This is a genomic window from Streptomyces sp. NPDC016640, assembly GCF_043076215.1.
Lineage (GTDB): Bacteria > Actinomycetota > Actinomycetes > Streptomycetales > Streptomycetaceae > Streptomyces.
Genome location: NZ_JBIBRG010000010.1, coordinates 135,253 through 162,183 on the forward strand (window position 1 = coordinate 135,253; position 26,931 = coordinate 162,183).

A 26,931-nucleotide genomic window follows, 5' to 3' on the forward strand; every position below is an offset into this window, starting at 1 on the left:
GGCGGTGCGGCGGGACGCGGGCGTGTCTCCCCCGCGTCCCGGCGCACCGCGGCCGGGCCGGCTCAGCGGCTCCCGAGCCTGCCGAGTGCCCGGAGCGCGGGTGAGCGGCCCGACCGGGGGACGGTCCACAGCACCTGTCCCCGCACGCCCCAGCCGGCGAGCAGGGCGCCGGCCGCCAGGAACCCGGTGGTGGCGGCGCGTTCCATGAGCGCCACGGGCAGGTCGCAGCGGATCGCGTCACCGGCCAGGGTCACCCGGGGGTGGGGAGTCGCCACGGTGGGCCGCCGGGCGTGGGAACCGACCGGGAAGAGGGGGCAGTCGGCGCGCCATTCGTGCCGGGCGTCCACGAGACGGGCCCGGCGTGTCTCGGGGTAGACCCGGCGCAGGCTCTCGAGGAGGCGGTTCTGCACCGCCTCCGGCCGCGCGTCGTCGGGGACGGCGTAGGCGTGCAGTTCGACGACCGAGCCGCCGGTCCGGGCGGCCCAGCGGGCGGCCTCCCCCTCGTAGCGTTCGAGGACGCTGATGTTGTCGAGGCCGTCGTAGCCGCTGGTGCCGAGGAACCCGGGGCGTCCGGCGCGGACCGGCCGGTCGAGCCAGAGCCGGGAGACCAGGAAGCGCGGCGCGGTGCGCAGGGCGGCGACGCCGTCGCGCCAGGCCGGGGTGCCGAGACCGGGTGAGGCGGCGACGAGCTCCCGCAGGGCCCCGGGGTCGAGGGCGAGGACCGCGGCGTCGTGCCGGTCCACGGCGCCGTCGGTGCGGACCTCCACTCCCCCGCCGTCGCCCGGGTGGATCTCGTGCACGGGTGTGCCGGTGCGGATGTCCGCGCCGAGGCGCTGGAGGTAGTCGCCGAGCGGCTCCCACAGGGCCTGCGGGAAGGGCTCGGCCGGCACGTCGAAGAGCAGGCCCTCCGCGGAGCCGAGGAAGTAGATGTGGAACATCAGCAGGAGTTCCGCCGCGGACAGTTCCCGCGGGTCGGCGAAGAAGCTGCGCGAGAACACCTCGAAGGCCAGGTGGTGCGCGGCCGCGGGGAAGCGGACGCGTTCCAGGAACGCCGTCGCGCTCATGGCGTCGAAGCGTTCGTAGACCTCGGGTACGCGGACGTCGAGGAGCGGCAGCGCGGCCCGGGCGTCCATCGCGGTCAGGTCGCGCCAGCCGAAGGTGGGGCTCAGGGCGACGAAGCCGAGGGCGCTGAACGGCGGGGTGCGCGGGACCCGGGCGAAGCTGTCGGTCAGTCCGCCGCTGTGCCGCAGCGGGTAGTCGGGCAGCGGCCGGAGACGGTCCAGTGCGGGATCGGTCCGGCGCAGCAGTCCGCGCAGGTTGTAGTACTGGCGGAAGAAGGCGTGGAAGCCACGGCTCATGGTCGCCCCGGACCCGTCGGCGAGGTCGATCCGGTGGCCCGCGAGGCGGCCGCCGAGCGACTCCTCGCGCTCGTAGAGCGTCACGCGGGCGCCCCGCTCGGCGAGCAGGGTGGCCGCGGCGAGACCGGCGATCCCTCCCCCGGCCACGGCGACGCCGGGCGCGTCCCCGCGGTCGAACCGGTCCCGGCCCGGCGCCGGCGGCACGGTCTCGGCCTTGCGGTCGCGGCCCCGCCGGGCCGTACGCCGGGACGTGGGGGCGGGGACGCGTGCCGGGTCGTGGCCGGGCGTCGATGTCATCGGGGGCTCTCTCCGGTTCGTGGGGCGGGGTGCGGACGGCGGGACAGGAAGGGGAGTTCGACGGCGGTGCGGAGCATCGGCCACACGGGAGTGCGCAGGCCGATGCCGCACTCCTCCCACGGGGAGGTGTCGCCGTCGAGGAAGCGCAGGAGGCGGTGCGGCGGGACGCGGCGGAACAGTCCGGTGAAGAAGTCCGGGCCGTCGATCCGCCCGGTGTCCAGGGCCCGCAGCAGCACCGCGTCCATGGCGAGTGCCCGCCGCCCGTACGCCGGGGGCACGTCCGTGCGGCCGGCGCGCAGCGCGGCGGCGACGGCCCGGCTCTGCCGCTGCACGGCGGCGAAGGTGTAGCCGGTCGCCGGGCGGGTGGCACCGCCGGCGGTCCCGATCCGGAAGACGGCGGGACCGGTGCGGCGGGCGAAGCGCGCGTCGGTCATGGGAATGACGCCCTGCTCCGCCGACTCCACGCCGAACGCGCCGAGCTTCAGGACGGTGTGGCTGTAGTGGGCCAGCGCCGCCTCGTACGCCCCGGTGGTCAGCGGGTGCCGGGAGAACTCGGTGTACTCGACGAGCGCTCGGTCCGGTGCCAGGGGCAGTACGTAGCCGAAGGCGAGGCCGTGGCGCGGCTGCGGTACGCGGAAGTCCATCAGGTCGGCGGTCCCGAGATCGAAGCGGTCCGTGGCAGTGCGCACGAACCAGCCGCGGAAGTGCTGCATCAGCTGGGTGCGGGCGGCCGGGAGGGCGTGCCGGGGACGGGAGTCGAACACCTGGCGGGCGCGCAGGGACAGCGTCCGGCCGTCGGGGAGTGTGCAGCGCACCTCCGCGCCGTCGGCCGTGTTGCGCACCGCGTCCGCCGTGGCGCGCAGGACGCGCACGTGGGGAGCGGTGTCCAGCCGGGAGTGCACCAGCCGTTCGAAGTCCGTGGACCGGAGCATGCGGTAGCGCAGCGGGGAGGGGCGCACGGTGACGGCGCGGCCGTCGGTGCCGTGGACGCGCAGCCGCGGCCAGGAGGCGCTGACCGCTTCGTCGAAGTCGCCGGTGCCCCGGTCCCAGTAGCACCAGGTCCGTTCGGGGGGCCGCAGCGGGCCGTCCGGGGCGTCCACGAGGGTGACGGTGGGGGAACCGGGCGCCGTCAGCCGGTGGGCGAGGCTGAGTCCGGCCGCGCCGCCGCCGACGATGACCACGTCGGACGTCGCGCCGGGCACGGGGGGCCGCCGGCTCACCCGGCGCACCGTTCGGCGACGGGTGTCCCGTCCGGGGCGGCCGTCGCGTCGTGTACGGCACGGTCGCGGGCAGCGGGGTCGTACGCGTCACGCACGACGTGGGGGGCGCCCGGGTGAGCGCGGGCGGCCAGGGCCCGGTGGGCCGGGCCGTGCCCGGCGAGCGCCGGCCGCGCTCCCCGCCCGGCCGGTTCGGCGGTGCGGGCACCACCGGGGACGCCGGTGGCTCCGGCCACCGGCACGCGCGCGCCGTCGAGGTCCACGGTCCACTTCCGATCACAGGGGCGGGCGCACCCGCCTTCGCTCCTCCTGTTCCGCGCGTCGTCCGCCGGCGGATGCGCCGCGCGCGAGGCCGACGGACCGTCAGGTGCGGGCCGGGCCCCCTCGACGGTGCAGCAGGAGCGGCGCAGGTCCGGCGCGCGGGCCGGACCGGCGGAACCCGCTGCGACGGCGACCGTGTCCGGGGAGCCGCGGTGGTGGTGACCGGTCATGTTCCTCCTCCTCCGGCTCCTCCGGCACCGGCCTCGGCACCTCGGGCCGTGCGTGGTGTTCTTCCCCTGCGGTCCCACCCCAGCACGTTCCGTCCGGTGCGGCCGGACGCCACCACGGCCCGGTACCCGCCGGGCGGAGTCACCTCACCTGCTCACCGCCGCCTCCACCGCCGCGACGGCCTCGGCCAGTCCCGGCGGATGCGGCAGCCCCGGATCGGTCCGACCGGCCCAGCCGGGGCCGAGCGTCAGGACGACCGGTCTCCTGCGCGCGCCGCGCACGCCCCACTCGATCTCCGAGACATGCCGGGCCAGTGGCCGGCTGGCCGTGGTGCGGGACTGCGCCCACAGCCCCACCGCGGCCGGTCCGGTCCTGCGTACCGCGGCGACGAGGGACTCGACGGGCAGCGCGCCGCCGAACATGCGGACCGGCAGGCCGCGTTCGGACAGCGCGGCGGCAAGCACCTCCAACGGCAGCGTGTGGTTCTCCGCGGGCACGCAGGCGAGCACCGTGGTGGCACCGGGCCGGTCGGCCGCCACGAGCGGCGCGTGGCGCCGCAGCGCGCCGGAGACGTGCCAGGACAGGAAGTGCTCGACCTCGACGTACCGCTCCCCCGAGTTCTCCCACTTGCGGCCGACCGCCTGCAGCGTCGGCATGATCACCTCCGTCCAGGCCGCGACGAGGCCGTGCTCCTCGATCGCGTCCTCCAGCAGCGCGTCGAGCGCGGCGGCGTCGAGACGCAGGGCCGCGCGGGCGACTCCCCTGCACTCCTGGCGCACGTCGCCCAGGCGCAGGCCGGTGCCGGCCCGGCTGCGTCCGCGGGCCGCCGGCCGCGGGGCGGGAGCGGCGCTCCCGGGCGCGGGGGACGCCGTTTCGCCGAGGACCAGGCGGGCGGCCTCGGCGGGCGGCAGCCCGGTCGCCGTCAGGGCGCACATCCGCTCCAGCCGGGCCAGATCCGCGGCGGTCCAGCGGCGGTGCCGGCCTCCGGTGTGCGCGTCGGGGCCGAGTCCGTAGCGCCGGTCCCACGACCGGACGGTGGTCGGCGCCACCCCGAGGCGCCTGGCCACCTCGCCGGTGGTCAGTCCGCCACCGCGCCTCGCGTCCGCCTCGTCGTCCCCGCCCGTGTCCGTCCTCATGCCGCCACCTTACGACGCACAACCGACGCACGTTGTGTGCGTCGTTTCGGCTCCCGACACTGGGCCGTACGCGCCGGTGGCGACCGCGCACACGCCGAGCGCACCCGCTCGGCCGGCGGCCCCGCCCCGCACGGCGGAGACGGCAGGAGGAACAGGCCATGACCACGAACACGCGACACACCGGCGTCCGCCCGCCTGCCACGCAGAGGGCGCAGGAGGCGCAGGAGGCGCGGCGGGAGCGGGAGGCGCGGTACGAGGAGGAACTGGCCCGTGGTCTGCGTGCCGCCGACCCCTGCGCCTTCGCGGCCATCTACCGGCGCTGGGGCTCACTCGTGCACACCATGGCCACCCGCTCGCTCGGCGACACGCACGAGGCCGAGGACGTGACGCAGCAGGTGTTCCTGGGCGCCTGGCGCGGACGGGACGGCTACCACCCGGAGCGGGGGCCCCTCGGCGGCTGGGTCGTCGGCATCACCCGCCGCAAGATCGTCGACGCGCTGGCGGCCCGGACGAAGCGCCTCACCGTGCTCGACACGGTGGCGCACGACGCCGGCGGGCGGCGGCCCGGCGCCGGGGCGCCGGAGGACGTCCTGGACCGGGTGCTCCTGGTCGACGCGCTCTCCCGGCTGCCACGCGGTCAGCGCGAGGTGCTGTGCCTGGCCTTCTACGAGGACCTGACCCAGGCCCAGATCGCCGCGCGCACGGGTCTGCCCCTGGGCACGGTCAAGAGCCACACCCGTCGCGGCCTGCTGCGGCTGCGCGAGGGGATCGAACAGGGCCGCGCCGAGGAGCACGCCGCGTAGACCCGTCGCGGGTGTCCTGCCGCAGGCGCCCGCAGACCGGGTGGACGCGTCCGTACGCCACGAAGCACGCGAACAGGAGGGCGACGGTGCCGCATGTCGATCCCGCGCACCTGATGGACCTGGCACTGGGACACGGCGTCCCGTACGACGATGCCGACGCCCTGCGGCACATCGCCGCGTGCGGGCCCTGCCGGGCGGAACTGAACCGGCTGACCCACGTCGTCGCCGCCGCGCGCGGGGTCGGGGAGGGGGACCTGCCGGCCACTCCACCGGAGCGGGTCTGGCGGGGCATCGCCCGGCGACTGTCCGAGACGGACGGCACCGCCACGGCGGCGGGCGGCCCGCCCACGGTGCCGGACGTGCCACGCCGCACCGGCCGGGGCGTCCGCGCCGCACTCGGCTTCGGCCTGCTCGCCGGGACCGCCGTGGTCCGCTGGCGCTCCCGAAGCCGGACATCGGCGCCACGGCGAGCATCACCGCGAGACCCCGGCCGCTTTTCCTATTGAATTACTAGGAAAGCCTTGACGGGGTTCGGTGGGGTGCGCAGGATGATGCACATGTCCCGCACACAGCAGCGACTCGTCCGCCGTCGGCATGTCGGCTTCGGTCACGTCGCCGGCGCCGCCCGCTGTCGCGCGTGAGGCACGCGGTCCACACGTCCGCCCCGCCGTTCTCGCACCCGCCGACCGCATGTGCCGCCGGTCGGGCGCGCGTGTACCGCGCCCGACGGCCCGGCACATTCCCGAGGGACGTACGCCATGACCACCGCCCTTGTTGCCCCCAGCGCTCCGCACGGTCCGCCGCCGGCCCGGCCGCGCCCGCTCCGCCCGGTGGGCGGCGGCACACCGGGTACCGCGTCCCGCCACCGATCTTGAGGAGACCCCGCCATGGGCGTTGCCACCGCGCCGTCCGGTCCCGTCTCGCCGTCCGGCCCGAAGGGGCCCGGGCGTGCGCACTGGTTGCGCGTGGCCCGCGACGTGGCGGACGACCTGGCCACGGACGCGGTGGCCCGGGAGCGGGCGGGCGCGGTTCCGTTCGACGAGGTCTCCCGGCTGCGCGAGGCGGAACTGCTGACGCTCCTGGCGCCGGCCGGGTCCGGGGGCGGCGGTGCGGACTGGCCGACCGCCTACGCCGTGGTGCGCGAGATCGGTGCGGCCGACGGCGCGATCGGCCAACTGCTCGGCTGTCACTACCTCGTGTCGTGGAGCGCCGGATTCCTCGGCGAACCGGCGCTCGCCGCGAGGATCGTGCGGCGGTCCGCGGCGGAGCAGTGGTACTGGGGCGGCGGTCTCACCCGCCGGGAACCGCTGCCGACGCTGTCCGTGACGGCCGGCGGTCAGGTGCTCGACGGCCGGCAGAGCTACGCCACCGGTGTCCTGGTCGCCGACCGCCTCGCCGTGCGGGCGGTGCGGGCCGGGAGCGGCGAGACGCTCGCCGTCGTCGTGGACCCGGCCGGTCCCGGCGTGCGGACCGACGACGACACCGGCACCTTCGGCCAACGGCTCGCGGCGGGCGGCAGCGTGGAGTTCGACGCGGTGACGGTCACCGCGGACGACGTGCTCGGCCCCCTGGCCGCGGACGAGGACGTCCTGTCGCCCTTCGCCGCCCTGGCGTCCCCGGTCGGCCGTCTCGTCTCCGTCCACCTCCTGCTCGGCATGGCCGAGGGGGTGCTCGCCGAGGCCCGTGAGTACAGCAGGGCGGGCCACGCGCTCCGGCATCCCGCCCGGCCGGCCGGCACACCCCACGACCCCCAGGTCCTCGCCTCCTACGGCGAACTGACCCTCCTCACCCGTTCCGCGTCCGCGCTGGCCGGCCAGGCGGTGGAGGCGGTGCACGGCGGGCTGCGGCGCGGCGAGGACCTCACCCACGACGAGTACGCGGAGATCTCCGTCCTCGTCGCCATGGCCGAGGCCGCCGCCTCCCGGGCGGCGCAGGAGTCCACCACCCGCGCCCTCGACGTCATCGGCTCCGGCTCCGCCTCCTCGCTGCTGGGTATGGACCGCTTCTGGCGCAACACCCGGACCCACACCCTGTACGAGCCCGTCGCCCACCGGCTGCGCGATGTCGGCGACTACTTCCTCAACGGCGTGCACCCCCCGTTCGGCCCGTCGCCGTCCTGACGCCGGGGCCGGGCCCGCGCCGGCCGCCCCGAGGGGCCCGCGCTCGACCGCGCACGCATACCGCACCGCCCGCCCGGCCGTCCGCGGCCACCCGCGGCTGTGCCCTGCGCGGCGTTACGGGATAATGGGCCCATGCGGATCTCAGCCAGGGCGGACTACGCGGTACGTGCCGCACTGCAGCTCGCCGCGTCACGGGACGACGGGCCGCTCAAGGCCGAGGCCATCGCCGAAGCCCAGGACATCCCGCACAAGTTCCTCGAGAGCATCCTGAACGACATGCGCCGGGGCGGCCTCGTCCTCAGCCAGCGCGGCGGCAACGGCGGCTACCGGCTGGCCCGGCCCGCCGGGTCCATCAGCATCGCCGACGTCATCCGCGTCGTGGACGGACCGCTGGTCTCGGTGCGCGGGGTCCGCCCCCCGGAGCTGTCCTACAGCGGCCCCGCCGAGTCGCTGCTCCCCCTGTGGATCGCGCTGCGGTCCAACGTGCGCGAGATCCTGGACGGAGTGTCGCTCGACGACGTCGCGTCGGCCCGGCTGCCCGCCGGCGTGTCCGCGCTGACCGAGGCACCGGACGCCTGGGTGAACCCCTGACCCACCGGGGTGGACACCCCCGATCCCGATCGCCGGGACGGCGCCGTCCAGCATGTGAACTCCCCCTTGGGGCGGGCGCCACTTTCTGCCACGATCCCCAGCATCCAGGTAGGAAAGCTAGGGAACCGGGAGGTACGGTCATGCGCGCACTCGACCGCGCGGTGCTGCCGCTGCCCCTGCTGACCTCGCGTCGCCACATCGACTACGGCCGTACCTCCGCCGCGCTCTGTCGGCCCGTCTGAGAATCCGCCGCCGCACCGTCCGCGAGCCGCCGGCATCGCCCCCCGGCACGGACCCCCGTCCGCCCGCCCGGCTGCCACCGGGGACCGGCGGGCGGAGCACCGGTGCGTGCCCGCGGCCGCACCGCTCGCCCCCGTACTCCCGATCGCCCCTTCCTGAGAGGACACCTCCGTGTCTGCCGCAAGACCGCTCGCCGCCCTGCGCACCATCGCCGTCCTGACGGCGCTCCCCCTCCTGCTGACCGCCTGCGGATACGGCTCCCGGGCCACCGACGACGAGCGGCCCGCGGCCGCGGCGGGCGCCGAGAAGCTCTCCGCCGCCGAGGTGCGGATCGGCTACTTCCCCAACCTCACCCACGCCACGGCGCTGGTGGGCGTGCAGGAGGGCCTGTTCCAGAAGGAACTCGGCGGCACCGCGGTCAAGACCTCGACCTTCAACGCCGGCCCCTCCGAGATCGAGGCGCTGAACGCCGGCTCCATCGACATCGGCTGGATCGGCCCCTCCCCCGCCATCAACGGCTACACCAAGTCGGGCGGCAGGAACCTGCGCGTCATCGGCGGCTCCGCCTCCGGCGGCGTGAAGCTCGTCGTCAACCCGGAAAAGATCGAGTCCCTCGAGGACGTCAAGGGCAAGAGGATCGCCACACCTCAGCTCGGCAACACCCAGGACGTCGCGTTCCTCAACTGGATCGCGGACCAGGGCTGGAAGGTCGACGCCCAGAGCGGCAAGGGCGACGTCTCCGTCGTCCGGACCGACAACAAGATCACCCCGGACGCCTACAGATCCGGCTCCGTCGACGGCGCCTGGGTACCGGAGCCGACCGCGTCCAAGCTGGTCGCCGAGGGCGCGAAGGTGCTGCTCGACGAGTCGGATCTCTGGCCCGGCGACCGGTTCGTCATCACGAACATCATCGTGTCGCAGACGTTCCTGAAGGAGCACCCGGACGTCGTCGAGGCGGTACTGCGCGGGTCGGTGCGGACCAACCGGTGGATCAACGCCAACCCGGAGAAGGCGAAGGCCTCCGCCAACACGGCGCTGAAGGAGCTCTCGGGCAAGGCGCTGCCCGCCGACGTCCTCGACCCGGCCTGGAAGTCCATCACCTTCCTCGACGACCCGCTGGCCGCCACCCTCGGCAGCCAGGCGGACCACGCGGTCAAGGCGGGCCTGCTGGACCGGCCCGACCTGAAGGGCATCTACGACCTCGCGCCCCTCAACAAGGTCCTGGAGGCCGAGGGCGAGGAGCCGGTCGGCGACGCCGGACTCGGCGCCCGGTAGCCGGACGACGAACAGCGAGCCCCCGACCCGATGAATTCCCAGGAGGTGACGACCATGGCCGCGACGATCACCGGGGCCACCGAGGACGCCACGGCGGTGACGTACGCCGCCCGCGTCGAGCACGTCTCGAAGTCCTTCCCCGCGCCGGGCACGCCCGGCGGACGGCAGCTCGTACTGGACGACATCACGCTCGATGTCGCGCCGGGCGAGTTCGTCACCCTCCTGGGAGCATCCGGGTGCGGCAAGTCCACGCTGCTCAACCTGGTGGCGGGGCTGGACCTGCCGTCGGCCGGCTCGATCGCCACCGACGGCCGGCCCGCCCTGATGTTCCAGGAGCACGCCCTGTTCCCGTGGCTGACCGCGGGCAAGAACATCGAACTCGCCCTGAGACTGCGCGGGGTCGCCAAGCCGGAGCGCCGGCCGGAGGCGGAACGGCTGCTGGAACTCGTACGGCTGAAGGACGCGCACGGCAAGCGGGTGCACGAACTGTCGGGCGGCATGCGCCAGCGCGTCGCGCTGGCCCGGGCACTGGCCCAGGACAGCCGGCTGCTGCTGATGGACGAGCCGTTCGCCGCGCTGGACGCGATCACCCGCGACGTGCTGCACGACGAACTGACGCGCATCTGGCGGGAGACGGGGCTGTCGGTGCTGTTCGTGACGCACAACGTGCGCGAGGCGGTCAAGCTGGCCCAGCGCGTGGTGCTGCTGTCGTCCCGGCCGGGACGGATCGCCCGGGAGTGGACGGTCGGCATTCCGCAGCCGCGCCGCATCGAGGACGGTGCGGTCGCCGCCCTGTCCGCCGAGATCACCGAGGAACTGCGTGGGGAGATCCGCCGCCATGGCCAGCACTGACACCGACGCCGGCTCCGGCCCCGCGAAGGACGGCACGGCGGCCGGGGAGCCGCGCGACGCACACGCCCTGGCCGGCCTGGAGGCCGGGCTCGACGCCCTGGACTCGGTACAGATCCGCCGTACGCCGCTGCGCGAGACCCTGGTGCGCAAGGTGCTGCCACCGGTCACCGCCGTCGCCCTGGTGCTGGTCGCCTGGCAGGTGCTGGTGTGGGCCCAGGTCGCCCCCGACTACAAGCTGCCCGCCCCGTCCGCGGTGTGGGACGAGGTACGCGCCGCCTGGCTGCAGGGCACGCTGCTCGACTACATCTGGACCAGCGTCTCCCGCGGGCTGCTCGGCTTCCTCATGGCGCTCGCCATCGGTACGCCGCTGGGCCTGCTGGTCGCGCGGGTCGGGTTCGTGCGGGCGGCCCTCGGCCCGATCCTGTCCGGTCTGCAGTCCCTGCCGTCCGTGGCCTGGGTGCCGCCCGCCGTGATCTGGCTGGGCCTGAACGACTCGATGATGTACGCCGTGATCCTGCTGGGCGCCGTCCCGTCGATCGCGAACGGCCTGGTCGCGGGCATCGACCAGATTCCGCCGCTGTTCCTGCGGGCCGGCCGGACGCTGGGCGCCACGGGAGTGCGCGGGGCCTGGCACATCGTGATGCCGGCGGCACTGCCCGGTTACCTGGCGGGGCTGAAGCAGGGCTGGGCGTTCTCCTGGCGGTCGCTGATGGCCGCCGAGATCATCGCCTCCTCTCCGGATCTGGGCATCGGTCTGGGCCAGTTGCTGGAGAACGGACGGAACAACTCGAGCATGTCCCAGGTGTTCCTGGCCATCTTCCTGATCCTGGTCGTCGGCATCGCCGTCGACCTGCTGGTCTTCAGCCCGCTGGAGCGGTGGGTCCTGCGCGGCCGGGGCCTGCTGGTCACCCGCTGAGCCGCCGGACGGTGCACCCGGCCGCGCCGGGTGCACCGGGGCCTCGCGCGGGCCGGTCCGGCCGTCAGTGGCCGGCGGTGACGCCGGAGAGTTCGTTGGTGCTCTTCGGCAGGGTCACGGACCTGAGCTTCTCGCCGGACTCGATGTCGACGGCGTGCAGCGCGCGCTTGCCCGGCTCGGAGACGTACGCGGTGTGGTCGCGGACGAAGAGGGTGGGCCGGGGCTGCTGCCAGTCCAGGGGCTCCTGCCACTCGCCGACGACGGGGATCTTCTTCTCGGTCTTGCCCGTCTCCGGGTCGATGACGTGCAGGGTGCCGTTGGTGCCGAGGACGAGCGCCTCGCCGTGCGGGCCGCGGCCCAGCGAGCGGAACGAGTAGCTGGTGCCCAGGTCGACCAGGCGCAGCTTCCCGGTCCTGGTGTCGATGAGGGAGATGCGGGTGGGCCGCTCCAGTTCGGCGTCGGGGTCGGTCTTGTAGTCGCCCAGGAGGACCGGGGACGCGTCGCTGCCGGCCTGGTTGCCGATGCGGCCGTAGTCGTCGGGGGCGTCGACCTTGGTGAACTCGCCGTCCTTGTAGATCAGCACGCCGTCCTCGCAGCCGACGGCGACGGCCTCGCCCTTGGCCGCGGCCTCGCCGTGGACGCCGGGGCAGTTCTCGTTCCGCTCGATCTCCTTGTTGTCCTTGTCCAGGACCAGGGCGCCGGTGCGCTTCTCCTCGGTGCCCAGGGTGCTGAGGAGTTCGCCGTTGCTCAGCTCGATGGCGACGCCGTGGTGCGCCTCGGCGGAGGCGTAGGTGCGGCCCTCGGGCTTCTTGCCGGAGGCCAGGTCGGCGGGGTCGAAGACGTTGACCTCGCCGGTGCCGTCGGTGAAGAGGACCGTCCTGCCGGCGTGGCGCACGACGTGCCCGGGCTTGGCGCCCTCGTACTCGATGCCGGTGAAGGCCTGCTCGGCGGCGTTCAGGACGCGGAAGCCGGCGTCGGTGGAGACGACGACGTGGTCCTCGTCACCGGCCGGGTTGACGCGGTTGAAGCCGGGCAGCTCGATGGTCCTGGCGAGCTTCAGGCTCTCGCCGTCCAGGACGTACAGACCGCCGTCGAACGTGGCGACCAGCGGGTCCTTCACCGCGACGGCCTTGGCACCCGGCGATTCCTTCGCCGCCTCGGCGTCGCCGGAGGAGCCGTCCCCGCCTCCGCAGGCGGTCAGGACCACGGAGACCGCCAGGGTGAGGGCCGTGCCCGTGAGCGCCCTGGTACGTATCGGCTTGTTCACTGGTTTTCCTTTCGGGCCGCACGGGTGCGCGGCGTCGGGTGCGAAGTGGTGGAGGGCCGTTCGGCCGGTGTGGGCGCGGTGGCGCGGGTTCAGCCGCCCGTCAGGCCGTCGGTGATGGCGGTGGTGTTGGCGCGCATCATCTGCAGATAGGTGCCGGCGCCCTTGCCCTTCTCGGTCAGCGACTCGGAGTACAGCTCGACGACCCGTGTCCGGTCGCCCAGTTCCGTGCGCAGGACCTCGGCCAGCCGCTTGGGCTGGGAGGAGTCGGCGAACACCGTTCTCACCCCGGCCTCGCGCATGGCCTCGGTGAGCGAGCGCAGGTCGGAGGAGCTGGGCGAGGCCAGCGTCGTACCGCTCGGGACGACCGCGCCGATCACCCGGAAGCCGAAGCGGTCGGCGAGGTAGCCGAAGACGTGGTGGTTGGTCACCAGTGCGCGCCGTTCCTCGGGTATGCGGTCGACGTTCTTCTCCATCCAGGTGGTCAGGTCGGCGAGTTGTCCGTCGTAGCGGCCGGCGTTGTCGCGGACCGCCTGCTCGTCCACGCCGTCCACGTTCTCGATCACCTGGTCGGCGATGAGGCCGGCGGCCTTGCGCACGCGGTCGGGGTCGGTCCAGAAGTGCGGGTCGGGCCGCCCCGCCTCGTCCTCGGGGCCGCCGTCGTCGTGGGCCCGGAAGGTGAGGGGGTCCACCGCCTTGCCGGCCTCGAAGGCGGCCACGCCGGACTCGCGGGCGGCGTCCACGTGCCGCAGGACGTTCTCCTCCAGGCCCAGCCCGTTGTAGACCACGAGGTCGGCCTGTTCCAGTTCGGCGGCCTGGACGGCGGACAGGCCGAAGGAGTGCGGGTCGGCGTTGGGCTTCATCAGTACGGTGACGTCGGCCTCGTCGCCGACGACCTCCCGGGTGATGTCGCCCAGGATGTTGGTCGTCACCACCACGCGGGGCCGGTCGTCGCCGCTCGCGCAGGCGGTGGCCGTGCCGGCGCAGGCGAGGGCGACCAGGACGGCCGGCAGGCGGCGCGGTCGCGGGGTGGTCCGGGCGGGCGCGGTCATCGTCCGGTCTCCGCCATCAGGGCCGGCTCGATGTCCAGGTCGAAGGTGCGCGCGATGCGCAGGCCGTCGTTGTAGTCGATCTCGTACACGCGGTGGCCCCCGGGGTCGTTGAGGTAGGCGCGGCTGCGGTCGACTTCGACGACCGGTCCGCCGGTCGCGTCGGTGCCGGTCGCGGTGGTGTCCGTCAGGAGCGGCTTCGTCCGGGACGTGTGCCGGCCGGTGGCGATGTCGTAGCCGTGCAGGGCTCCGTCGGTCTGCAGGACGAGCAGCGGGGAGCCCTCGCCGGCGGTGTTGGCGGCGACGACGGGGCCGGTCCGCACCCGGGTCCAGGTGCGCTCGGTGACATCGAGGACCCATACGGCCCGCTCCCCGGCGGGCGCCGTGAGGGTGTCGCTGCCGGCCCGGTGGCGGAAGTCGCCGGCCCGTTCCCTCTCGGGTACGTCCCCGCCGTACGGGATCCTCTCGGCGGTGAACTCCCCGTCGTCCTCCCGGACGAGCAGGGCGCCGTCGGCGCATCCGAGGACGACTCCGCGCCGGGTGACGGCGTCGCCGCGCGGGTCCTCGCACCGGGCGTCCGGCGAGGCGACGCGCCGGCCCTCGCGGTCGTACACCGCGAGTTCGGCGGTGCCCTCGCCGTCGCCGGTGAGGGCGAGGAGGTGTTCCGCGTACGGTACGACGGCTGCCGCGTGGGTCCCGGGCAGGGTGCGCGGGGAGCCGACGCGGCCCTTCTCCAGACCGGTCCGGGGGTAGAGCCGGGTCCGGCCGTCCTCGTCGGTCACCGCGGTCACGCCCGCGTCGCTGCGGACCCGCGCTCCGGTGCCCGCCGGGAACGTGCCCGCCTCGCGTATCGCCGCGCGGTAGTAGTGCACGTGGTCGCCGTGGTCCACCATCCAGGCGCCGCCGTCGAGGACCCGGGTGCCGTCCGCGGTGTGGAGGTAGCCGAACCGGCCGTCGGTGGTGAGTTCCGCGGCGCCCGGGGTCCGGGACACCTCGTGCGTCTTTCCGGTGATCAGGTCCAGCACCCGGGTGTCTCCGGTGGCCGGGTCGTTGAGCAGCAGCCGGGACTGCTGCTCGGCCCGCTCCTGGGCGCCTTCGACGTACCCGTGCGGGGCGGACGGCGCCGAAGGGCCCGCCGCCGGGGCGGACGCGTCGTCGTCCCGGCCGGAGCAGCTCGTGACGAGTACGGCGGCGGCGACGAGCGCGGCCGACCTTCGGGCGGTTGCGTTCCTGGGGGCGGACGTGCGGGCGGACGTGGGGGCAGACAAGGGATCGCCTCGGGTTTCTTTCAGTCGGTCGCCGCGGCGGGAACGCCGCCTCGGCGCGCACGGCGGTGGTGGCGCAGACCGGATGCCAGGTGCGAGAGGAAGAACAGGACCACCGCGAGAGCCGAGACGGTCGCGCCGGCGGCGGTGCTCAGGTGCCAGGACAGCAGCAGGCCGCAGAAGGTGGCGGTGGCGCCGAGCAGCGCCGCGAGGGCCATGGCGCCCCGCACGCTGCGCGCCCAGGGCAGCGCGGCCGCCGGCGGAGCGATGAGCAGTCCCAGCACCAGCAGTGTCCCCACGATGTGGAAGGAGGCGACGATGGCCAGGGCCAGCAGGCCGAGCAGCACGGCGTGGGCGAGGCGGGGGCGCAGCCCGAGCGTCCGGGCCTTGCGGGGGTCGAACGCCAGGGCCAGGAAGGCCCGGTGACCGAGCACCGAGACGGCCAGGGCCAGCAGCAGCGCCCCGCCCAGCAGCATCAGGTCCTGTTCCCGGACGGCGAGGACGTCGCCGAAGAGGAATCCGGTCAGATCGACCGCGAAGGACTGCGAACGCGACACGATGATGACGCCCAGCGAGAGCATCCCCACGAAGAGCAGGCCGATGCCGGTGTCCTGGGACAGCCTCGGCGTGCGGCCGAGGGCGGTGACGCCCGCCGTCATGACGGCCGCGCTCAGCAGCGCCCCCACCAGCAGGTTGCCGCCGAACAGCGCGGCGAGCGCGACCCCGGGCAGCAGCCCGTGGGACATGGCGTCGCCGAGGAAGGCCATCCCCCTGAGCACCACCCAGGTACCGGCCAGGGCGCAGATCGCCGACACCAGCATCCCGCCCCAGAGGGCCCGTTGCACGAAGGTCACCTCGAAGGGACCCGTCAACCACTCCATGGCGAGCACACTACAATGAAAACCATGTTCATAACACCGGACCCCTCCCCCGACCCGGCCGAGAAAAGGACACCCCGCGTCCGCTTCACCGGACTGTCCGCCGGGTATCCCGGACGCCCCGTCCTCCGTCAACTCGAGGCCGAGATACCGGCGTTCGCCGTCACCGCGCTCGTCGGCCCGAACGGAAGCGGGAAGTCCACCCTGCTCGGAGTCCTGGCCGGCGTGATCCACCCCACAGCGGGCGAACTCCACCACGCCGGCGACCGGCCACCGGCGTTCGTCCCCCAGCGCGGTGCCGTCGGGGACGCGCTGCCGCTGACGGTCAGGCAGACGGTGGAGATGGGCCGCTGGGGCGACCGCGGACCGTGGCGCCGGCTGACCCGCCGGGACCGCGCCCTCGTGGACACGGCCATGGAGCGGCTGGACATCACCCACCTCGCGGCCCGTCAGCTCGGCGAGCTGTCCGGCGGGCAGCGCCAGCGCACCCTGATCGCCCAGGGCCTCACCCAGGAGTCGGACCTGCTGCTCCTGGACGAGCCGACGACCGGGCTCGACCCCGAGGCACGGGACCGGATCGCGACGCTGCTGACGGAACTGGCCGCCGACGGGGTGAGCGTCGTCCACGCCACGCACGACCTGGAGGCGGCGCGCTCGGCGGACGCCTGCCTCCTGCTCCGCGACGGCCGGCTGCTGGGCCAGGGGCACCCCGGACAGGTCATCACCCCCTCGGCGCTCGCCCGGATCTGGCAGCCGGCCTGAGGGACGGGACGGCCGGACCCGGCCGCGCCGTGACCGCCCCACCCCACCCGGCCCTGCGCGACCGCCCCGCCTATCGCAAATGAAAACCGTTGTCCTATGCTGGCCGTACGGACGGTGAGGCCGGCGTCCGCGCGACACGGCCGACGCGTTCCCGTGCGGCGGTGCGGCACGACCCGGTCCGCACCCGCTCCGTGACCGTTCCCCCGGAAGGAAGCAACGCCCCCATGGCCGTGCCCAAGCGCAAGATGTCCCGCAGCAACACCCGTCACCGCCGCGCCCAGTGGAAGGCGAGCACGCCCAGCCTGGTCCCCGTCACGGTGGACGGCGTGACCCACCGGGTCCCGCAGCACCTCGTGCGCGCCTACCGGCGCGGCCTGCTGCGCCCCGAGGGCTGACGCGGACGCCCTCACCGTGCCCGCCCGTCACCGCGCTGCCGGGCCTCCATGGCGCGCGACCCGGCAGCGGGCCGCCGTCCTGCGGGCCCTGCACGCCCGCGACACCTTCGTCTCGGCCCAGGCCCTGCACGCCGCGCTGACGGCGGACGGGGTGACGGTGGGCCTGACCACCGTCTACCGCACCCTGCGCCTGCTGGAGGCGGCCGGCAACGTCGACGTGGTGCGGGACGGAGACGGCGAGCGGCTCTACCGGCCCAGGCCGGACGACGGCCACCGGCACTACGTCGTCTGCCGCGAGTGCGGCCTCAGCCTGGCGGTCGACTCCGACGAGGTCGAACGCTGGGTGGCGCGGACCGCGCGGGACATCGGCTTCCACGCGGTGGACCACACCGTCGAACTGACGGGTGTGTGCGCGCGCTGCCGCCCCGCGCGGGCCGGCCACTGACGGCGCGCGCCCCGGCCCGTGGAGCGGGCGGGGCGCGCGCCGTCGGCCGTTCACCGGATCCTCAGCTCCGCCGCGCCGTCGGCCGCGAGGTCCTCGGCGACCCGCGGGGGATCGAGCACGTCCGCCGCGAAGTGCACACCGGGGGCGACCTCGCCGCGGAGCGTGTGCAGAGCGGCGGCGGCGGAGAGGAATCCGCTCAGTTCGTAGGAGTCGGCGGTGCGCAGGACGAGCCTGGCGGCCGGCGGTCCGTCCGCCGTACCGCTCCACAGGTGGAACTCCTGCCCGTACCACTCCCCGTGCCGCCGTACGTCCTCGTCGGCCGCCGCCACCAGGCCGGCGGTGTCCGTGGTGTCCAGCGCCCACGCCATGGCCAGTTCCCCGGCCAGGCGCTCGCCGCCGAAGACCGTGTACCAGCGCACCCGGTCGAGCCCCGTGGCGCGGGCCAGCCGGACGGCCTCGGTGGACAGGTAGGGGAAGGCGTCGACGGCCGCCGGGAAGGCGTCGAGGCGTACCCCCCGCCGCGGGGCCAGCGCCCGTTCGCGCGTTCGGCCGTCCTGCCAGGCGGCCGCCGGGGTGCCGTGCTCGGGCCCCCGGCCGAGCAGTACGTCGCCGGCGGCGGCCGGAGTGAGGGGGGCCACGCCGCCGACGTAGGCGTCCAGGGCGGTGGCCCCGGGGGTGCGCGCGGCGAGCGCGCGGGGCAGCAGTGACGACAGGCCCGGCAGGGCTCCGGCGGAGAGCACGGCCACGCGGCCGTCCGCCGCCCAGCGCGCGGCACCCCCGTCGGCCGACAGGAGGGTGTGGACCGGGTCGTCGCCCGCCGCGTCGACGTAGTCCGCGCCGTGCCGCAGCGCGGCCCGCGCGACGACGTCCAGGACGCGGTAGGAGGGGCCCGCGCAGTTGACGACCAGTCGGCAGCGCGCCGCGAACCGGTCCAGGGAGCCGGCGTCGGTCAGGTCCACGGCCATGCCGCCGGCCTCCGGTCCGCCCCCGGGGAGGCCGGCGGCCAGGGCCTCCGCCCGGTCCCGGTCGCGTCCGCCCACCAGCAGCGGGTGGGTGCCCGCGCGGTGGAGCCGCCGTACGACCGCGCTGCCGACCGCCCCGTAACCGCCGAGCACGCCGATGGCTGAAGTGTGTTGCACCCGTGTTCCTCGCTGTTGTGCCGTCAAGGGCTGTTGTGCCGTCAAGGGCTATATGAAAATGATAATTATTATCGTAGCCATTCAGTGACGCGCTACGGAAGAAGTGACTGCAGATGTACGACGTGATCGTGGTGGGCGGCGGGCCCGCGGGCCTCAACGCGGCGCTGGTGTCCGGGCGTCAGCGCAGGCGGGTGCTGCTGCTGGACTCGGGCAGTCCGCGCAACGCGCCCGCGGCGGCGATGCACATGTTCCTCAGCCGGGACGGGTTCCCGCCCGCCGAACTGCGCCGCATCGGCCGGGAACAGCTCGCCGCCTACCCGAACGTGGCCGTGCGCGGGGCCACCGTCACCGACGCCGTGTCCGAGGAGTCGGGATTCGCCCTGACGCTGGCCGACGGCACGGTGGAACGGACCCGCAAACTGGTCCTGGCCACCGGACAGGTCGACGTGCTCGACGAGCAGGTGGACGGACTGGCCGCGCTGTTCGGCCGGGGGGTGTACCACTGCCCGTTCTGCCACGGCTGGGAGACCGGCGGCATGAGCCTGGCCGTCCTCGGACACGAACTGCCGCAGGTCATGCAGGCGCTGTACGTGGCCGACCGGTTCAGCGACGACGTGATCGTGTGCACCGACGGCCATCCGGTGCCCGAGCAGGCCGCGGGCCGGCTCGCGGACGCCGGGATCGCCGTCGAGGAGACGGCCGTCGACCGGATCGAGGGCGAGGCCGGGGCGCTGCGCCTCGTCCTCGCCGACGGCCGGGTGCTGGAGCGGCAGGCCGTGTACCACCGGGCGCCGACCCGTCAGCACTCCGCGCTCGCCGAACGGCTGGGCTGCCGCGTCCTGCCGGACGGGTGTGTGCGGGTGGACGAGTTCCAGCGCACGTCCGTGCCCGGTGTGTACGCGGCCGGGGACACCGCCCGGCTCGAGGCACTGCCGGACGCCCTCACGTTCGTGGTCACCGGGGCGGCGGACGGCGCCCGGGCCGCGGTCTGGCTGGACCAGGAACTCTTCCGCGAGGACGCCGGCCTGGGCGGCTGACGGGCAGCGGTGCGGCGGGGACGGTCCGGTCCCCGCCGCACCCCTCTCACCCCGCGTCGGACGCGCCGAGCGCGGCGGCGAGGCCCGCGACCGTCGGCTGCCGCAGGAAGCGGCGCGGGGTCACCCGTCCGAGTCCCTCGCGGGCGAGGGAGGCGAGCATGCGCACCGCGAGCAGCGAGTCGCCGCCGAGCGCGAAGAAGTCGGCGGTGCGCTCGTCCACCGGGCAGTCGAGCAGCTTCTCCCAGTGCGCGGCGACGGCTCGTTCCGCCTCGTCCCGGGGCGGGCCGGGCTCCGCTCCGCCGGCCCCGGCCGCGGGCACGGACAGACGCCCGCCGGGCGCCCGGCGGGCGGTGTCCGTCTGCTCGGCGTCCACCGCCCCGGGCAGTGCCACCACGGCCGACCAGCCCTCCGGCTCGGTCAGCGACTCCACGGTGGCCATGAGGTCGGCGAACATGCGGTCGACGTCCGCGCCCGCGAACAACTCCTCCACCAGCGAGAAGACCACGACCAGTTCGCCGCGCAGCTCGAACAGCCGCACTTCGAGCGCGACCTGGGGCGTCCTCAACTGCTGGTGGTGGCTCAGCAGGTCGATCTCGCCCAGCGGGCCGGCCTCCTGGGGCACCTCGCTGCCCAGCGCCGCGTCGACGCCCAGGGTCGACTGGAAGACGACGGGGGCCACCGGGCGGTGGGTGCCCCGGCGGCGGCCCAGCTCGCGGGAGACCTCCACGCCGGTGATCAGGTTGTGGGCGAGCGCGTCGCCGATGTCCCCCTGGGCACGGGTGGCCAGGTCGGCGAAGACCGGCGCCTCGGGCAGGTCCACGGGCAGCAGCATGGTGGAGGAGAACGCGCCCACCAGCCGGGACACGTCGGGGTGGAGCGGGAGCCGGTTCAGCTGGAGGGTGTTGAGCAGGAAGCGGCGGTGGCCGCAGGCCCGGGCGACCGCCGCGGCGAACGCGGCGAACATCGCCGCGGACGGGGTCACGCCGTGCTCGGTGCACAGACGGCGCAGCGCCTCCCAGCGCCGCGGGTCCAGCACGGCCTGCCGGGTGCCCATCAGGGTGGGGCGGACCTCGCCCGGGTCGGCCACCAGGGGCAGGGCGGGCGGCAGGGGGAAGCCGTCGAGGCGGTCCCACCACCAGTCGCGGTCCTGCTGCCACGCCTCGGTGCCGGGCAGGTCGCGCAGGGTCGTGACGTAGTCGCCGTAGTCGATGTCCAGGGGGGCGAGGACGGCGTTGTAGTCGGAGACCAGGGCGAAGAGGTCGCGGTAGAAGACACCGGAGGACCAGCCGTCGATGATGAGCAGGCTGGTGGAGGAGTGCAGCCGCGCGCGGTCGCCGGGCATCAGCGTCAGGCGCATGTCCAGGCCGCAGCCCCGGGACGGGTCGGGCCCCTCGGTGCTCATCTCGTGCCGGATCTCCGCGAGCCGGGCGGCGGCCGTCTCCTCGTCGGCGTCGCGCAGGTCGGTGACGCGCAGCCGCGGTACCGCCTCCGGGTCGTCGAGGGGCAGGATGCGCTGCCGCCCGTCGGGCAGGATGCGGGCCCGCAGGACGGCCTGGTGCTCGGCCAGCCGCTCCAGGGCGTCCTGCAGGGCCTCGGGGGCCTCGTCGGCGTCGATGTCCTCCAGGCCGATGTCCACGTAGTGGTGGGCGGAGCGGTACGACAGTTCCCAGGCGTCCTGCTGGCCGACGAAGTAGCCCTGCTGGAGCGGCAGGAGGGGAAACGGTTCCTCCGGGTCCGGGCGCCGGCGCAGGTCCAGGGGCAGCGGGCGCAGGGCGCCGGTCCCGGAGCCGGTGCTGCGTTCGTGGACGAGGGCGGCGAGCTGTGCGGCGTTCTGCTCGACCCGGACGTCCGCCAGGGCCAGCGGGGTGCCCAGCCGCTTGCGGAGCATCGCGGCCATGCGGACGGCCAGCACGGAGTCGCCGCCCAGGCTGAGGAAGCTGGCGTCCGCCGGGACGTGGGCGAGGTCGGTCTCCAGGGCGTCGGCCCAGACGGCGCGGACGGCGTCGACCAGATCGGCCGGTGCGGTGTGCGCGGCTGCGGTGGGCTCGGCTGCGGTGGGCTCGGCTGCGGTGGGCTCGGCTGCGGTGGGCTCGGGTGCGGTGGGGGAGGGTGCGGTGGGGGAGGGTGCGGTGGGGGAGGGTGCGGTGGGGGAGGTCAACGGGTGGCTCCAGTCGGCGTGTCGGTGCGGATGATGTGGTCCACGGCGTGGACCCGGGGAAGGGGGGCGCCGGCCGGCAGCCGGCCGGCGAGCGCGGCGCGGACGCGGGCGGGGTCGGGTCTGCCGTCGTGGGGGCGGACGCGGCCGGCGATGACGCGCTGCCCCGCGGCGCCGGCCAGCGGGTGGCCGTCGGGCGGCAGGACGGGCAGCGGGTCGAAGCCCGCCGCGTCGAGCTGCCGGGTCCACTCGCCGGCGGTGAGGAAGACCCGGTCCTGGCCCTGCCGCAGGTCCGTGAACCAGCCCCGCTCGTCGGCCGCGGGCGACATCAGCAGGTACATGGAGGTCAGCGCCTGGTAGTGCTCCTCGCAGGACTCGATCACGACCAGCAGGCCGCCGGGCGCGAGCAGTTCCCGCAGGGCCGCCAGGCACCGGCCCGTGTGCCGCGCGTTGTGCAGGACGTTCGCGGCCAGCACGACGTCCTGGGATCCCGCCTCGAAGCCCTGCGCGAGCGGGTCGGCCTGGATGTCGAAGAGGGCGGGCCGGAGTCCGGGGTGGCCGCCGAAGGCGTCCCTGGCCGTTCGCAGGAAGAACGGGGAGACGTCGGTGAACAGGTAGTCGACGGGGGTGTCACCGAGGGCTTCGAGGACGGTGCCGGTGGTGCCGCCCACTCCCGCGCCCGCCTCCAGCACCCGCAGCGGCCGGCCCGCCGCCCGGCGCCGGGCCTCGCCCGCGACCAGGGAGGCGGCGGCGTGGTTGGCCCACCGGCTGGGGGCGCTGTCGCGGTAGTTGCCGCGCGCGGTGTCCGTCCCGCCGTCGGGGAAGAGCACCTCCTGCAGGGAGGCACCGTCCCTCAGCAGCAGGGGGAGTCGTTCGGCCGCGGCCCGGAAGAACCGGGTCATGGCCGGCGGGTAGCCCAGGTCGCGGCAGGCGCCGTCCAGTTCGCGCAGCGCGCGGGCGTGGTCGCGGCGGTCGGGCACCCGCAGGGCGTGGTGGCGGCCGGTCGCCGGGTCGGTGGTGAGCCGGTTCTCGGCGGCGAGGGTGCGCAGCCAGCGCCGTACGATCCAGGCGTGCCGGGGTGCGGCGGCCAGGGCGGCGAGGACCTCCTCCGTGGTGGCCCGGCCGCCGTCGCGGAACAGACGGGTGCGGTCCAGGACCCGCGCCATGGTGAGCATTGCCGTCTCGTCGAGCCGGCGCATCGCCGCGGGGAGGGCCGCCAGGTCGGTGCCGAGCACGGCGGCGTCCCCGTCGGCCTCGGCCCGGACGGCGTCCGGGCCGGGCGCCGCGTCCCCGCGCGCCGCCGGCGGCCCTCCCGCCACGAGCAGGGTGTCCCGGGGATCGCCGGGCAGCAGCTGCCAGTCCGTGACGCCGGGCAGCCCGTCGAGTCCGGGGCCGGTGAGCGGTCCGGTCACGCGGGGCCGCCCTCGGTGCCATCGGTCACGGTGATCACCGGGGGCTCGGTGTCCGGCGCCACTCGCCGCAGGTGGTCGCGGAGCAGCTCGGGCAGACGGCGCCGGACGAAGAGCGGGAACGGTTCGTGGGCGGCCGGGCCGGCGGGGGCCGGGGCGTGCTCGGCCGCGGCGGGCGCGCAGTGCGCGGGGGCCGCGACGGCCAGCATGCGGGGATCCGCGGAGTCGAGCAGGACGGCGGCGTCCGTCCCGTGCAGGGCCCGGCGCAGGGCGTACGGGGTGACCGCGCCGGGCGCGTCGCACAGCAGGGCGTTGGGGATGCCGTGGACGACGACGGGTGTGCCCTCGAGCGCCGCGTCGAGGGCGGCGCGCAGTTCCTCCCCGGTGCCGACCGCCCGGCGTGCGTCCCAGGGTGCGCGGCGCACCGCGGGCGCGGCCGGTCCGGCCGGGTGCGGGCCGACGCGCAGGACGATGTCGTAGCGGTAGCGGGTGAGTTCGGTGTCCTCGGCCATGGTGCGGGCGTGGACGCTCATGCGGACCGGCCGGGGCTGCTCGGCGAGGGCGGCGGCGACGGCGGCGGGGGCGAAGGACAGTTCCTCGTCGGCCGCGGCGGCGGCAGCGGCGCGGGCGGCGACGGCGGTGTCGTCCGCCTCGGGGTCGCGGGCCCGTTCCACGCGGGTGAAGTGGTCCAGGAGCAGGCCGGAGTGGCGGATGTCCCCGATGATCACGGTGCCGCCGTCCTCGACGACGGACAGCGCCCCGTGCACGACGGCCGTCAGGTAGGCCAGGTCGGGGAAGCACTGGGTGACGGAGTTGAACAGCACACAGTCGGGCCGTGCCCCGGGGCCGAACGCGGTGTCCATGGCGTCGCGGACGTGGGGCGCGGCCGTCTCGTGGGCGGCGGCCCGCACGAAGGCGGTGCGGGGCAGCCGGGCGGCGGTGAGACGGTCGACCGCGACCTGGGCGACGTCGGTGCCGGCGTAGCCGGCGAGGCGCGGGTGCAGGCGGTGGGCGAGCAGGCCGGTGCCGCAGCCGAGTTCCAGCAGCCGCGCGGGCCGCTGGGCGAGGACGAGGTCCACGGTGCGGTCCACCCAGTCGCGCATGTGGGCCTCGGGCAGCGGCGCTCCGGTGTCGGACGCCCGCCAGCCGGACAGGTCCAGGTCGTCGGCGTGCCGGCCCTCCCCCGTTTCGTACACGAACTCGTAGACCTCGGCCCACTGTTCGAGGTGTTCGCGCAGCAGGGGGCCCGGTTCGGGCACGGCGGCCACGGCGTCGGGGTGCGGGACGACGAGGACGCCGCCGTCGGGTGCGGGGGTGGCGCCGGCCACCCAGGGGTGGGCGGCCAGCAGGCCGGCGATGCGGCCGGGGTGGTCAGCCGTGGTGCGGTCGGACACCGGGGTGCTCCGTTCGTTCGTGTCGTTCGTCGCGGGGCCGGCCGGATGCCGGGGACGGCTCCGGGTGCGGTTCCGGGGTGAGGCGGCGGTCGGTCAGGTGCAGGACGCGGTCGGCGCGGGCGGCCGTGGCGGGATCGTGGGTGACGGTCAGGACCGCCGTGCCGCTCGCGCGCAGACCGTCGAGCAGGTCCAGGACGACGCCTGCCGAGGCCGGATCGAGGCCGGCGGTGGGCTCGTCCAGGAGGAGCACGCCGGGGCCGGCGGCGAGGGCGCGGGCGAGGACGACCCGGCGGCGCTGGCCGCCGGAGAGCGCGGCCGGGCGGCGGCCGGACAGCCCGGCGGGCAGTCCGACGGCGGCGAGGAGCGCGCGGGCCCGTTCCCGGCCGACGGACGTGCCGGTGCCGTGGAACACCTTCAGCGGGCGGGCCACCGAACGGGCCGCGGTGTGCGCCGGGTTGAGTTCCGTGACAGTGTCCTGGCCGGCGAGCTGGACGGCCCGCAGCTCGCGCGGGCCGCGGGCGCGGGCCGCGGCGGGCAGCGGACTCCCGTTCAGCAGCAACTGCCCTGCGGCGGGCGGACGGCGGCCCGCGAGGGCGTGCAGCAGGGTCGTCTTGCCGCTGCCGGACGGTCCCATGACGGCCAGCCAGCCGTGCGCGGGCAGGTCCAGGTCGCAGGGGTCGAGCAGCGGCTCGCCGTCGGGGGTGAGCAGCGTCAGGCCCCGCGCCGAGAGCACGCAGACGGCCGGGGACGCCGTCGCGCCGGCGGGACGGGGCGGTTCCGGGACGGGACGGGCCGCAGCCGGTACGGGACGGGACGGTTCATCAGGTACGGGACGAGCTGCTCCCGATGCGGGACGGGCCGCGTCCGGCCCGGGACGGGCCGCTCCCGGTGCCGGGGCGGGCCGGGGGGACGGACCGGAAACCGCGCGCGGGGACGCGCCCGGGGCGGTCCCGAGCCGCAATGTCACGTCGGCCAGTCCGGCGGCGAGTGAGGTGTCGTGGGTGACCAGGACGACGCCCCGGCCCGGAACGCCCCGCCGGGCCCGTACCGCGTCGGCGACCAACCCGGCGGTGGCCCGGTCCAGGGCCGAGGTGGGTTCGTCCAGCACGAGGAGTTCCGGGTCGGCGCACAGGGCACGGGCCAGGGCCACGCGCTGGGCCTGGCCGCCCGACAGCTCCGCGGCCCGCCGGCCGGCGAGCCGCGGCGGCAGGCCGAGGCGGTCCATCAGCTCGGCGACCCGGAGCGCGCGTGCGGCGGCGTCGCCGCCGTACTCCTCCCCGATCAGCCGGTCGACGCGCCACAGCGGGTGGAGCGCGGTGGCGGGGTCCTGCCCCAGCCAGCCGGTGCGGGCGCGCCGCCAGCGCCGGGCCGCACGGCCGGGCGGCACCACCGTGCCGCGCCGGAGCACCGTGCCCGCCGAGCGGTGCAGTCCGCCGGGGAGGGCGTCGAGCAGGGCGTGCAGCAGGGTGGACTTGCCGGCACCGGACGGACCGGTGACCGCCAGCACCTGCCCGTCGCCGACGCTCAGGGCGGCCGGGGGCAGCACGGTGACGCCGTCGGCGGTGCGGCGGACGGTCAGCCCCTCGGCGGCGAGCAGGGGCGGCGGGGCGGGGTTCTGTGCCGTCATGCCGTCTCCCCCGGCGCGCCGGCGGCGGTGCGGGCCGCCGCCGCGAACACCCAGGCGCAGCCCGCCAGCGGTACCGCCGGTGCCAGCAGCGCCCACGGGTTGAGGGCGGCGCCGGGCAGGTTCTCGCTGAGCATCAGCGCCCAGTCGGGTGCGGGCGGCCGGGGTCCCAGGCCGAGGACGGCGAGGGCCGCCGCGATCTGCAGCGCCGTCACCAGCCGCAGCCCGGCGTCGGCGGCGACCAGGCGGCGCAGGGCGGGCAGCACCTCGTGCAGGAGGACGGCCGGTGCGCGCTCGCCGCGTTCGACGGCGGCGTGCACATGTCCGCTGTCCCGCAGATGGGCGCACTGGGTGGCGACGACCCGCGCGGTCAGCGGCGCCCCGGCGAGCACCGCGGCCACCACGACCGCCGTGGCCCCGGGCAGCGCGGTCGCCAGTACCAGGGCCAGGACGAGGGCGGGGACCGCGAGCAGCACATCGCACAGGGCGCGCACGGCGCGGCCGGTACGGCCGCCCGCCCAGCCCGCGGCGAGACCGAGGGCGGTGCCGCAGACGACGGCGGCGGCAGCGGCGAGCAGGGAGACGGCGAGGAGCTGGGTGCCCCCGGCCAGGACCCGGGACAGCACGTCGCGCCCCAGCACGTCGGTGCCCAGGAGGTGTTGTCCGCTCGGTGGCGCCCAGGGCGGGGCGACGGTGCGCTCCGGCGGGTGCGGGGCGGCGTATCGTCCCAGCGGCACGCAGACCAGCAGCACCGCGGCCAGCACCACGGACACGGGCACGGACACGGGGAGGGACGCGCCGCGGCTGCGCGGGGCGCGGGC

Annotated in this window: 25 protein-coding genes; 11 read left to right on the top strand and 14 right to left on the bottom strand. The window is 75.6% G+C overall.

Annotated elements, in window-relative coordinates:
- Window positions 1-62: 62 nt before the first annotated feature.
- From ACF07S_RS21470 to ACF07S_RS21485, 4 genes are all read right to left on the bottom strand, one after another.
- Window positions 63-1,655, bottom strand: a complete 1,593-nt coding sequence (locus ACF07S_RS21470) for an FAD-dependent oxidoreductase (RefSeq protein WP_391974825.1) — start codon at window positions 1,653-1,655, stop codon at window positions 63-65.
- On the bottom strand, window positions 1,652-2,875 hold the full coding sequence (locus ACF07S_RS21475) for a lycopene cyclase family protein (RefSeq protein WP_391974826.1): 1,224 nt from the start codon (window positions 2,873-2,875) through the stop codon (window positions 1,652-1,654). Before ACF07S_RS21475 ends, ACF07S_RS21470 begins: the two co-directional genes overlap by 4 nt.
- Entirely contained in the window at window positions 2,872-3,363 is a 492-nt protein-coding gene (locus tag ACF07S_RS21480; protein WP_391974827.1) for a hypothetical protein, read from the bottom strand. The genes ACF07S_RS21475 and ACF07S_RS21480 overlap by 4 nt, the downstream gene beginning before the upstream one ends.
- Before the next feature lie 144 nt (window positions 3,364-3,507).
- Window positions 3,508-4,497 carry a MerR family transcriptional regulator gene (locus tag ACF07S_RS21485; RefSeq protein WP_391974828.1) on the bottom strand — a complete coding sequence of 330 codons (990 nt, stop codon included), beginning with the start codon at window positions 4,495-4,497 and terminating at the stop codon, window positions 3,508-3,510.
- Window positions 4,498-4,655: 158 nt separating this feature from the next.
- Here ACF07S_RS21485 and ACF07S_RS21490 point away from each other — a divergent pair, with 158 nt between their 5' ends.
- The 7 genes from ACF07S_RS21490 (at window position 4,656) to ACF07S_RS21520 (ending at window position 11,294) form a co-directional block, all read left to right on the top strand.
- The gene (locus tag ACF07S_RS21490; protein ID WP_391963373.1) at window positions 4,656-5,300 is read left to right on the top strand and encodes a sigma-70 family RNA polymerase sigma factor; all 645 of its coding nucleotides are present in this window, start codon (window positions 4,656-4,658) and stop codon (window positions 5,298-5,300) included.
- 86 nt (window positions 5,301-5,386) lie between these two features.
- Window positions 5,387-5,806, top strand: coding sequence for a hypothetical protein (locus ACF07S_RS21495; RefSeq protein ID WP_391974829.1), 420 nt, complete (start codon window positions 5,387-5,389; stop codon window positions 5,804-5,806).
- A 381-nt stretch (window positions 5,807-6,187) separates the two neighbouring features.
- Window positions 6,188-7,420 (top strand): acyl-CoA dehydrogenase family protein, encoded by a 1,233-nt coding sequence (locus ACF07S_RS21500; RefSeq protein WP_391974830.1) that lies wholly within the window; start codon window positions 6,188-6,190, stop codon window positions 7,418-7,420.
- A gap of 132 nt (window positions 7,421-7,552) precedes the next feature.
- The gene (locus tag ACF07S_RS21505) at window positions 7,553-8,011 is read left to right on the top strand and encodes an RrF2 family transcriptional regulator (RefSeq protein ID WP_391963376.1); all 459 of its coding nucleotides are present in this window, start codon (window positions 7,553-7,555) and stop codon (window positions 8,009-8,011) included.
- A gap of 411 nt (window positions 8,012-8,422) precedes the next feature.
- Window positions 8,423-9,526, top strand: coding sequence for an aliphatic sulfonate ABC transporter substrate-binding protein (locus ACF07S_RS21510; RefSeq protein ID WP_391974831.1), 1,104 nt, complete (start codon window positions 8,423-8,425; stop codon window positions 9,524-9,526).
- 54 nt (window positions 9,527-9,580) lie between these two features.
- The gene (locus ACF07S_RS21515) at window positions 9,581-10,378 is read left to right on the top strand and encodes an ABC transporter ATP-binding protein (protein ID WP_391963378.1); all 798 of its coding nucleotides are present in this window, start codon (window positions 9,581-9,583) and stop codon (window positions 10,376-10,378) included.
- A complete protein-coding gene (locus ACF07S_RS21520) occupies window positions 10,365-11,294 on the top strand; it encodes an ABC transporter permease (RefSeq protein WP_391974832.1) in 930 nt (309 codons plus the stop codon). The genes ACF07S_RS21515 and ACF07S_RS21520 overlap by 14 nt, the downstream gene beginning before the upstream one ends.
- Window positions 11,295-11,358: 64 nt before the next feature.
- Here the strand turns inward: ACF07S_RS21520 and aztD are convergent, their stop codons facing one another.
- From aztD to aztB, 4 genes are all read right to left on the bottom strand, one after another.
- Window positions 11,359-12,561 carry a zinc metallochaperone AztD gene (gene aztD / locus ACF07S_RS21525; RefSeq protein WP_391974833.1) on the bottom strand — a complete coding sequence of 401 codons (1,203 nt, stop codon included), beginning with the start codon at window positions 12,559-12,561 and terminating at the stop codon, window positions 11,359-11,361.
- 89 nt (window positions 12,562-12,650) lie between these two features.
- Window positions 12,651-13,610, bottom strand: coding sequence for a zinc ABC transporter substrate-binding protein AztC (aztC, locus tag ACF07S_RS21530; RefSeq protein ID WP_391963381.1), 960 nt, complete (start codon window positions 13,608-13,610; stop codon window positions 12,651-12,653).
- Window positions 13,607-14,875, bottom strand: a complete 1,269-nt coding sequence (locus ACF07S_RS21535) for a hypothetical protein (RefSeq protein WP_391963382.1) — start codon at window positions 14,873-14,875, stop codon at window positions 13,607-13,609. The genes aztC and ACF07S_RS21535 overlap by 4 nt, the downstream gene beginning before the upstream one ends.
- Before the next feature lie 20 nt (window positions 14,876-14,895).
- Complete coding sequence (gene aztB / locus ACF07S_RS21540; protein WP_391974834.1) at window positions 14,896-15,753, bottom strand: zinc ABC transporter permease AztB; 858 nt, start codon at window positions 15,751-15,753, stop codon at window positions 14,896-14,898.
- 15 nt (window positions 15,754-15,768) lie between these two features.
- Between aztB and aztA the strand changes: the two genes are divergently transcribed.
- The 3 genes from aztA to ACF07S_RS21555 all read left to right on the top strand — a co-directional run bounded on the left by aztA (window position 15,769) and on the right by ACF07S_RS21555 (window position 17,352).
- A complete protein-coding gene (gene aztA / locus ACF07S_RS21545; RefSeq protein WP_391974835.1) occupies window positions 15,769-16,512 on the top strand; it encodes a zinc ABC transporter ATP-binding protein AztA in 744 nt (247 codons plus the stop codon).
- Window positions 16,513-16,736: 224 nt separating this feature from the next.
- A complete protein-coding gene (gene rpmF / locus ACF07S_RS21550) occupies window positions 16,737-16,907 on the top strand; it encodes a 50S ribosomal protein L32 (protein WP_391963385.1) in 171 nt (56 codons plus the stop codon).
- Between the two features lie 16 nt (window positions 16,908-16,923).
- Window positions 16,924-17,352, top strand: coding sequence for a Fur family transcriptional regulator (locus ACF07S_RS21555; RefSeq protein ID WP_391963386.1), 429 nt, complete (start codon window positions 16,924-16,926; stop codon window positions 17,350-17,352).
- A gap of 50 nt (window positions 17,353-17,402) precedes the next feature.
- Here ACF07S_RS21555 and ACF07S_RS21560 read toward each other — a convergent pair whose 3' ends face one another.
- Window positions 17,403-18,491: a saccharopine dehydrogenase NADP-binding domain-containing protein gene (locus tag ACF07S_RS21560; protein ID WP_391974836.1), complete on the bottom strand. Its 1,089-nt coding sequence runs from the start codon at window positions 18,489-18,491 to the stop codon at window positions 17,403-17,405.
- A 113-nt stretch (window positions 18,492-18,604) separates the two neighbouring features.
- Between ACF07S_RS21560 and ACF07S_RS21565 the strand changes: the two genes are divergently transcribed.
- Window positions 18,605-19,528, top strand: coding sequence for an NAD(P)/FAD-dependent oxidoreductase (locus ACF07S_RS21565; protein WP_391963388.1), 924 nt, complete (start codon window positions 18,605-18,607; stop codon window positions 19,526-19,528).
- 46 nt (window positions 19,529-19,574) lie between these two features.
- Here the strand turns inward: ACF07S_RS21565 and ACF07S_RS21570 are convergent, their stop codons facing one another.
- The 5 genes from ACF07S_RS21570 to ACF07S_RS21590 are packed head-to-tail and all read right to left on the bottom strand — an operon-like array spanning window position 19,575 to window position 26,895.
- On the bottom strand, window positions 19,575-21,686 hold the full coding sequence (locus tag ACF07S_RS21570; protein ID WP_391974837.1) for a condensation domain-containing protein: 2,112 nt from the start codon (window positions 21,684-21,686) through the stop codon (window positions 19,575-19,577).
- On the bottom strand, window positions 21,683-23,095 hold the full coding sequence (locus tag ACF07S_RS21575; protein WP_391974838.1) for a methyltransferase: 1,413 nt from the start codon (window positions 23,093-23,095) through the stop codon (window positions 21,683-21,685). Before ACF07S_RS21575 ends, ACF07S_RS21570 begins: the two co-directional genes overlap by 4 nt.
- Window positions 23,092-24,486: a class I SAM-dependent methyltransferase gene (locus ACF07S_RS21580; protein ID WP_391974839.1), complete on the bottom strand. Its 1,395-nt coding sequence runs from the start codon at window positions 24,484-24,486 to the stop codon at window positions 23,092-23,094. Before ACF07S_RS21580 ends, ACF07S_RS21575 begins: the two co-directional genes overlap by 4 nt.
- Window positions 24,464-26,113 (bottom strand): ABC transporter ATP-binding protein, encoded by a 1,650-nt coding sequence (locus tag ACF07S_RS21585; protein ID WP_391974840.1) that lies wholly within the window; start codon window positions 26,111-26,113, stop codon window positions 24,464-24,466. Before ACF07S_RS21585 ends, ACF07S_RS21580 begins: the two co-directional genes overlap by 23 nt.
- Window positions 26,110-26,895 (bottom strand): ABC transporter permease, encoded by a 786-nt coding sequence (locus tag ACF07S_RS21590; RefSeq protein ID WP_391974841.1) that lies wholly within the window; start codon window positions 26,893-26,895, stop codon window positions 26,110-26,112. Before ACF07S_RS21590 ends, ACF07S_RS21585 begins: the two co-directional genes overlap by 4 nt.
- Between the last annotated feature and the right edge of the window lie 36 nt (window positions 26,896-26,931).

Bases quoted from the DNA above. Each gene is read 5' to 3' on its own strand.
- ACF07S_RS21500 (WP_391974830.1), top strand. From the start codon at position 6,188: ATGGGCGTTGCCACCGCGCCGTCCGGTCCCGTCTCGCCGTCCGGCCCG.
- ACF07S_RS21480 (WP_391974827.1), bottom strand. From the start codon at position 3,363: ATGACCGGTCACCACCACCGCGGCTCCCCGGACACGGTCGCCGTCGCA.
- aztC (WP_391963381.1), bottom strand. From the start codon at position 13,610: ATGACCGCGCCCGCCCGGACCACCCCGCGACCGCGCCGCCTGCCGGCC.
- ACF07S_RS21490 (WP_391963373.1), top strand. From the start codon at position 4,656: ATGACCACGAACACGCGACACACCGGCGTCCGCCCGCCTGCCACGCAG.
- ACF07S_RS21520 (WP_391974832.1), top strand. From the start codon at position 10,365: ATGGCCAGCACTGACACCGACGCCGGCTCCGGCCCCGCGAAGGACGGC.
- rpmF (WP_391963385.1), top strand. From the start codon at position 16,737: ATGGCCGTGCCCAAGCGCAAGATGTCCCGCAGCAACACCCGTCACCGC.
- aztA (WP_391974835.1), top strand. From the start codon at position 15,769: ATGAAAACCATGTTCATAACACCGGACCCCTCCCCCGACCCGGCCGAG.
- ACF07S_RS21485 (WP_391974828.1), bottom strand. From the start codon at position 4,497: ATGAGGACGGACACGGGCGGGGACGACGAGGCGGACGCGAGGCGCGGT.
- ACF07S_RS21565 (WP_391963388.1), top strand. From the start codon at position 18,605: ATGTACGACGTGATCGTGGTGGGCGGCGGGCCCGCGGGCCTCAACGCG.
- ACF07S_RS21505 (WP_391963376.1), top strand. From the start codon at position 7,553: ATGCGGATCTCAGCCAGGGCGGACTACGCGGTACGTGCCGCACTGCAG.
- ACF07S_RS21515 (WP_391963378.1), top strand. From the start codon at position 9,581: ATGGCCGCGACGATCACCGGGGCCACCGAGGACGCCACGGCGGTGACG.
- ACF07S_RS21585 (WP_391974840.1), bottom strand. From the start codon at position 26,113: ATGACGGCACAGAACCCCGCCCCGCCGCCCCTGCTCGCCGCCGAGGGG.
- aztB (WP_391974834.1), bottom strand. From the start codon at position 15,753: ATGGAGTGGTTGACGGGTCCCTTCGAGGTGACCTTCGTGCAACGGGCC.
- ACF07S_RS21470 (WP_391974825.1), bottom strand. From the start codon at position 1,655: ATGACATCGACGCCCGGCCACGACCCGGCACGCGTCCCCGCCCCCACG.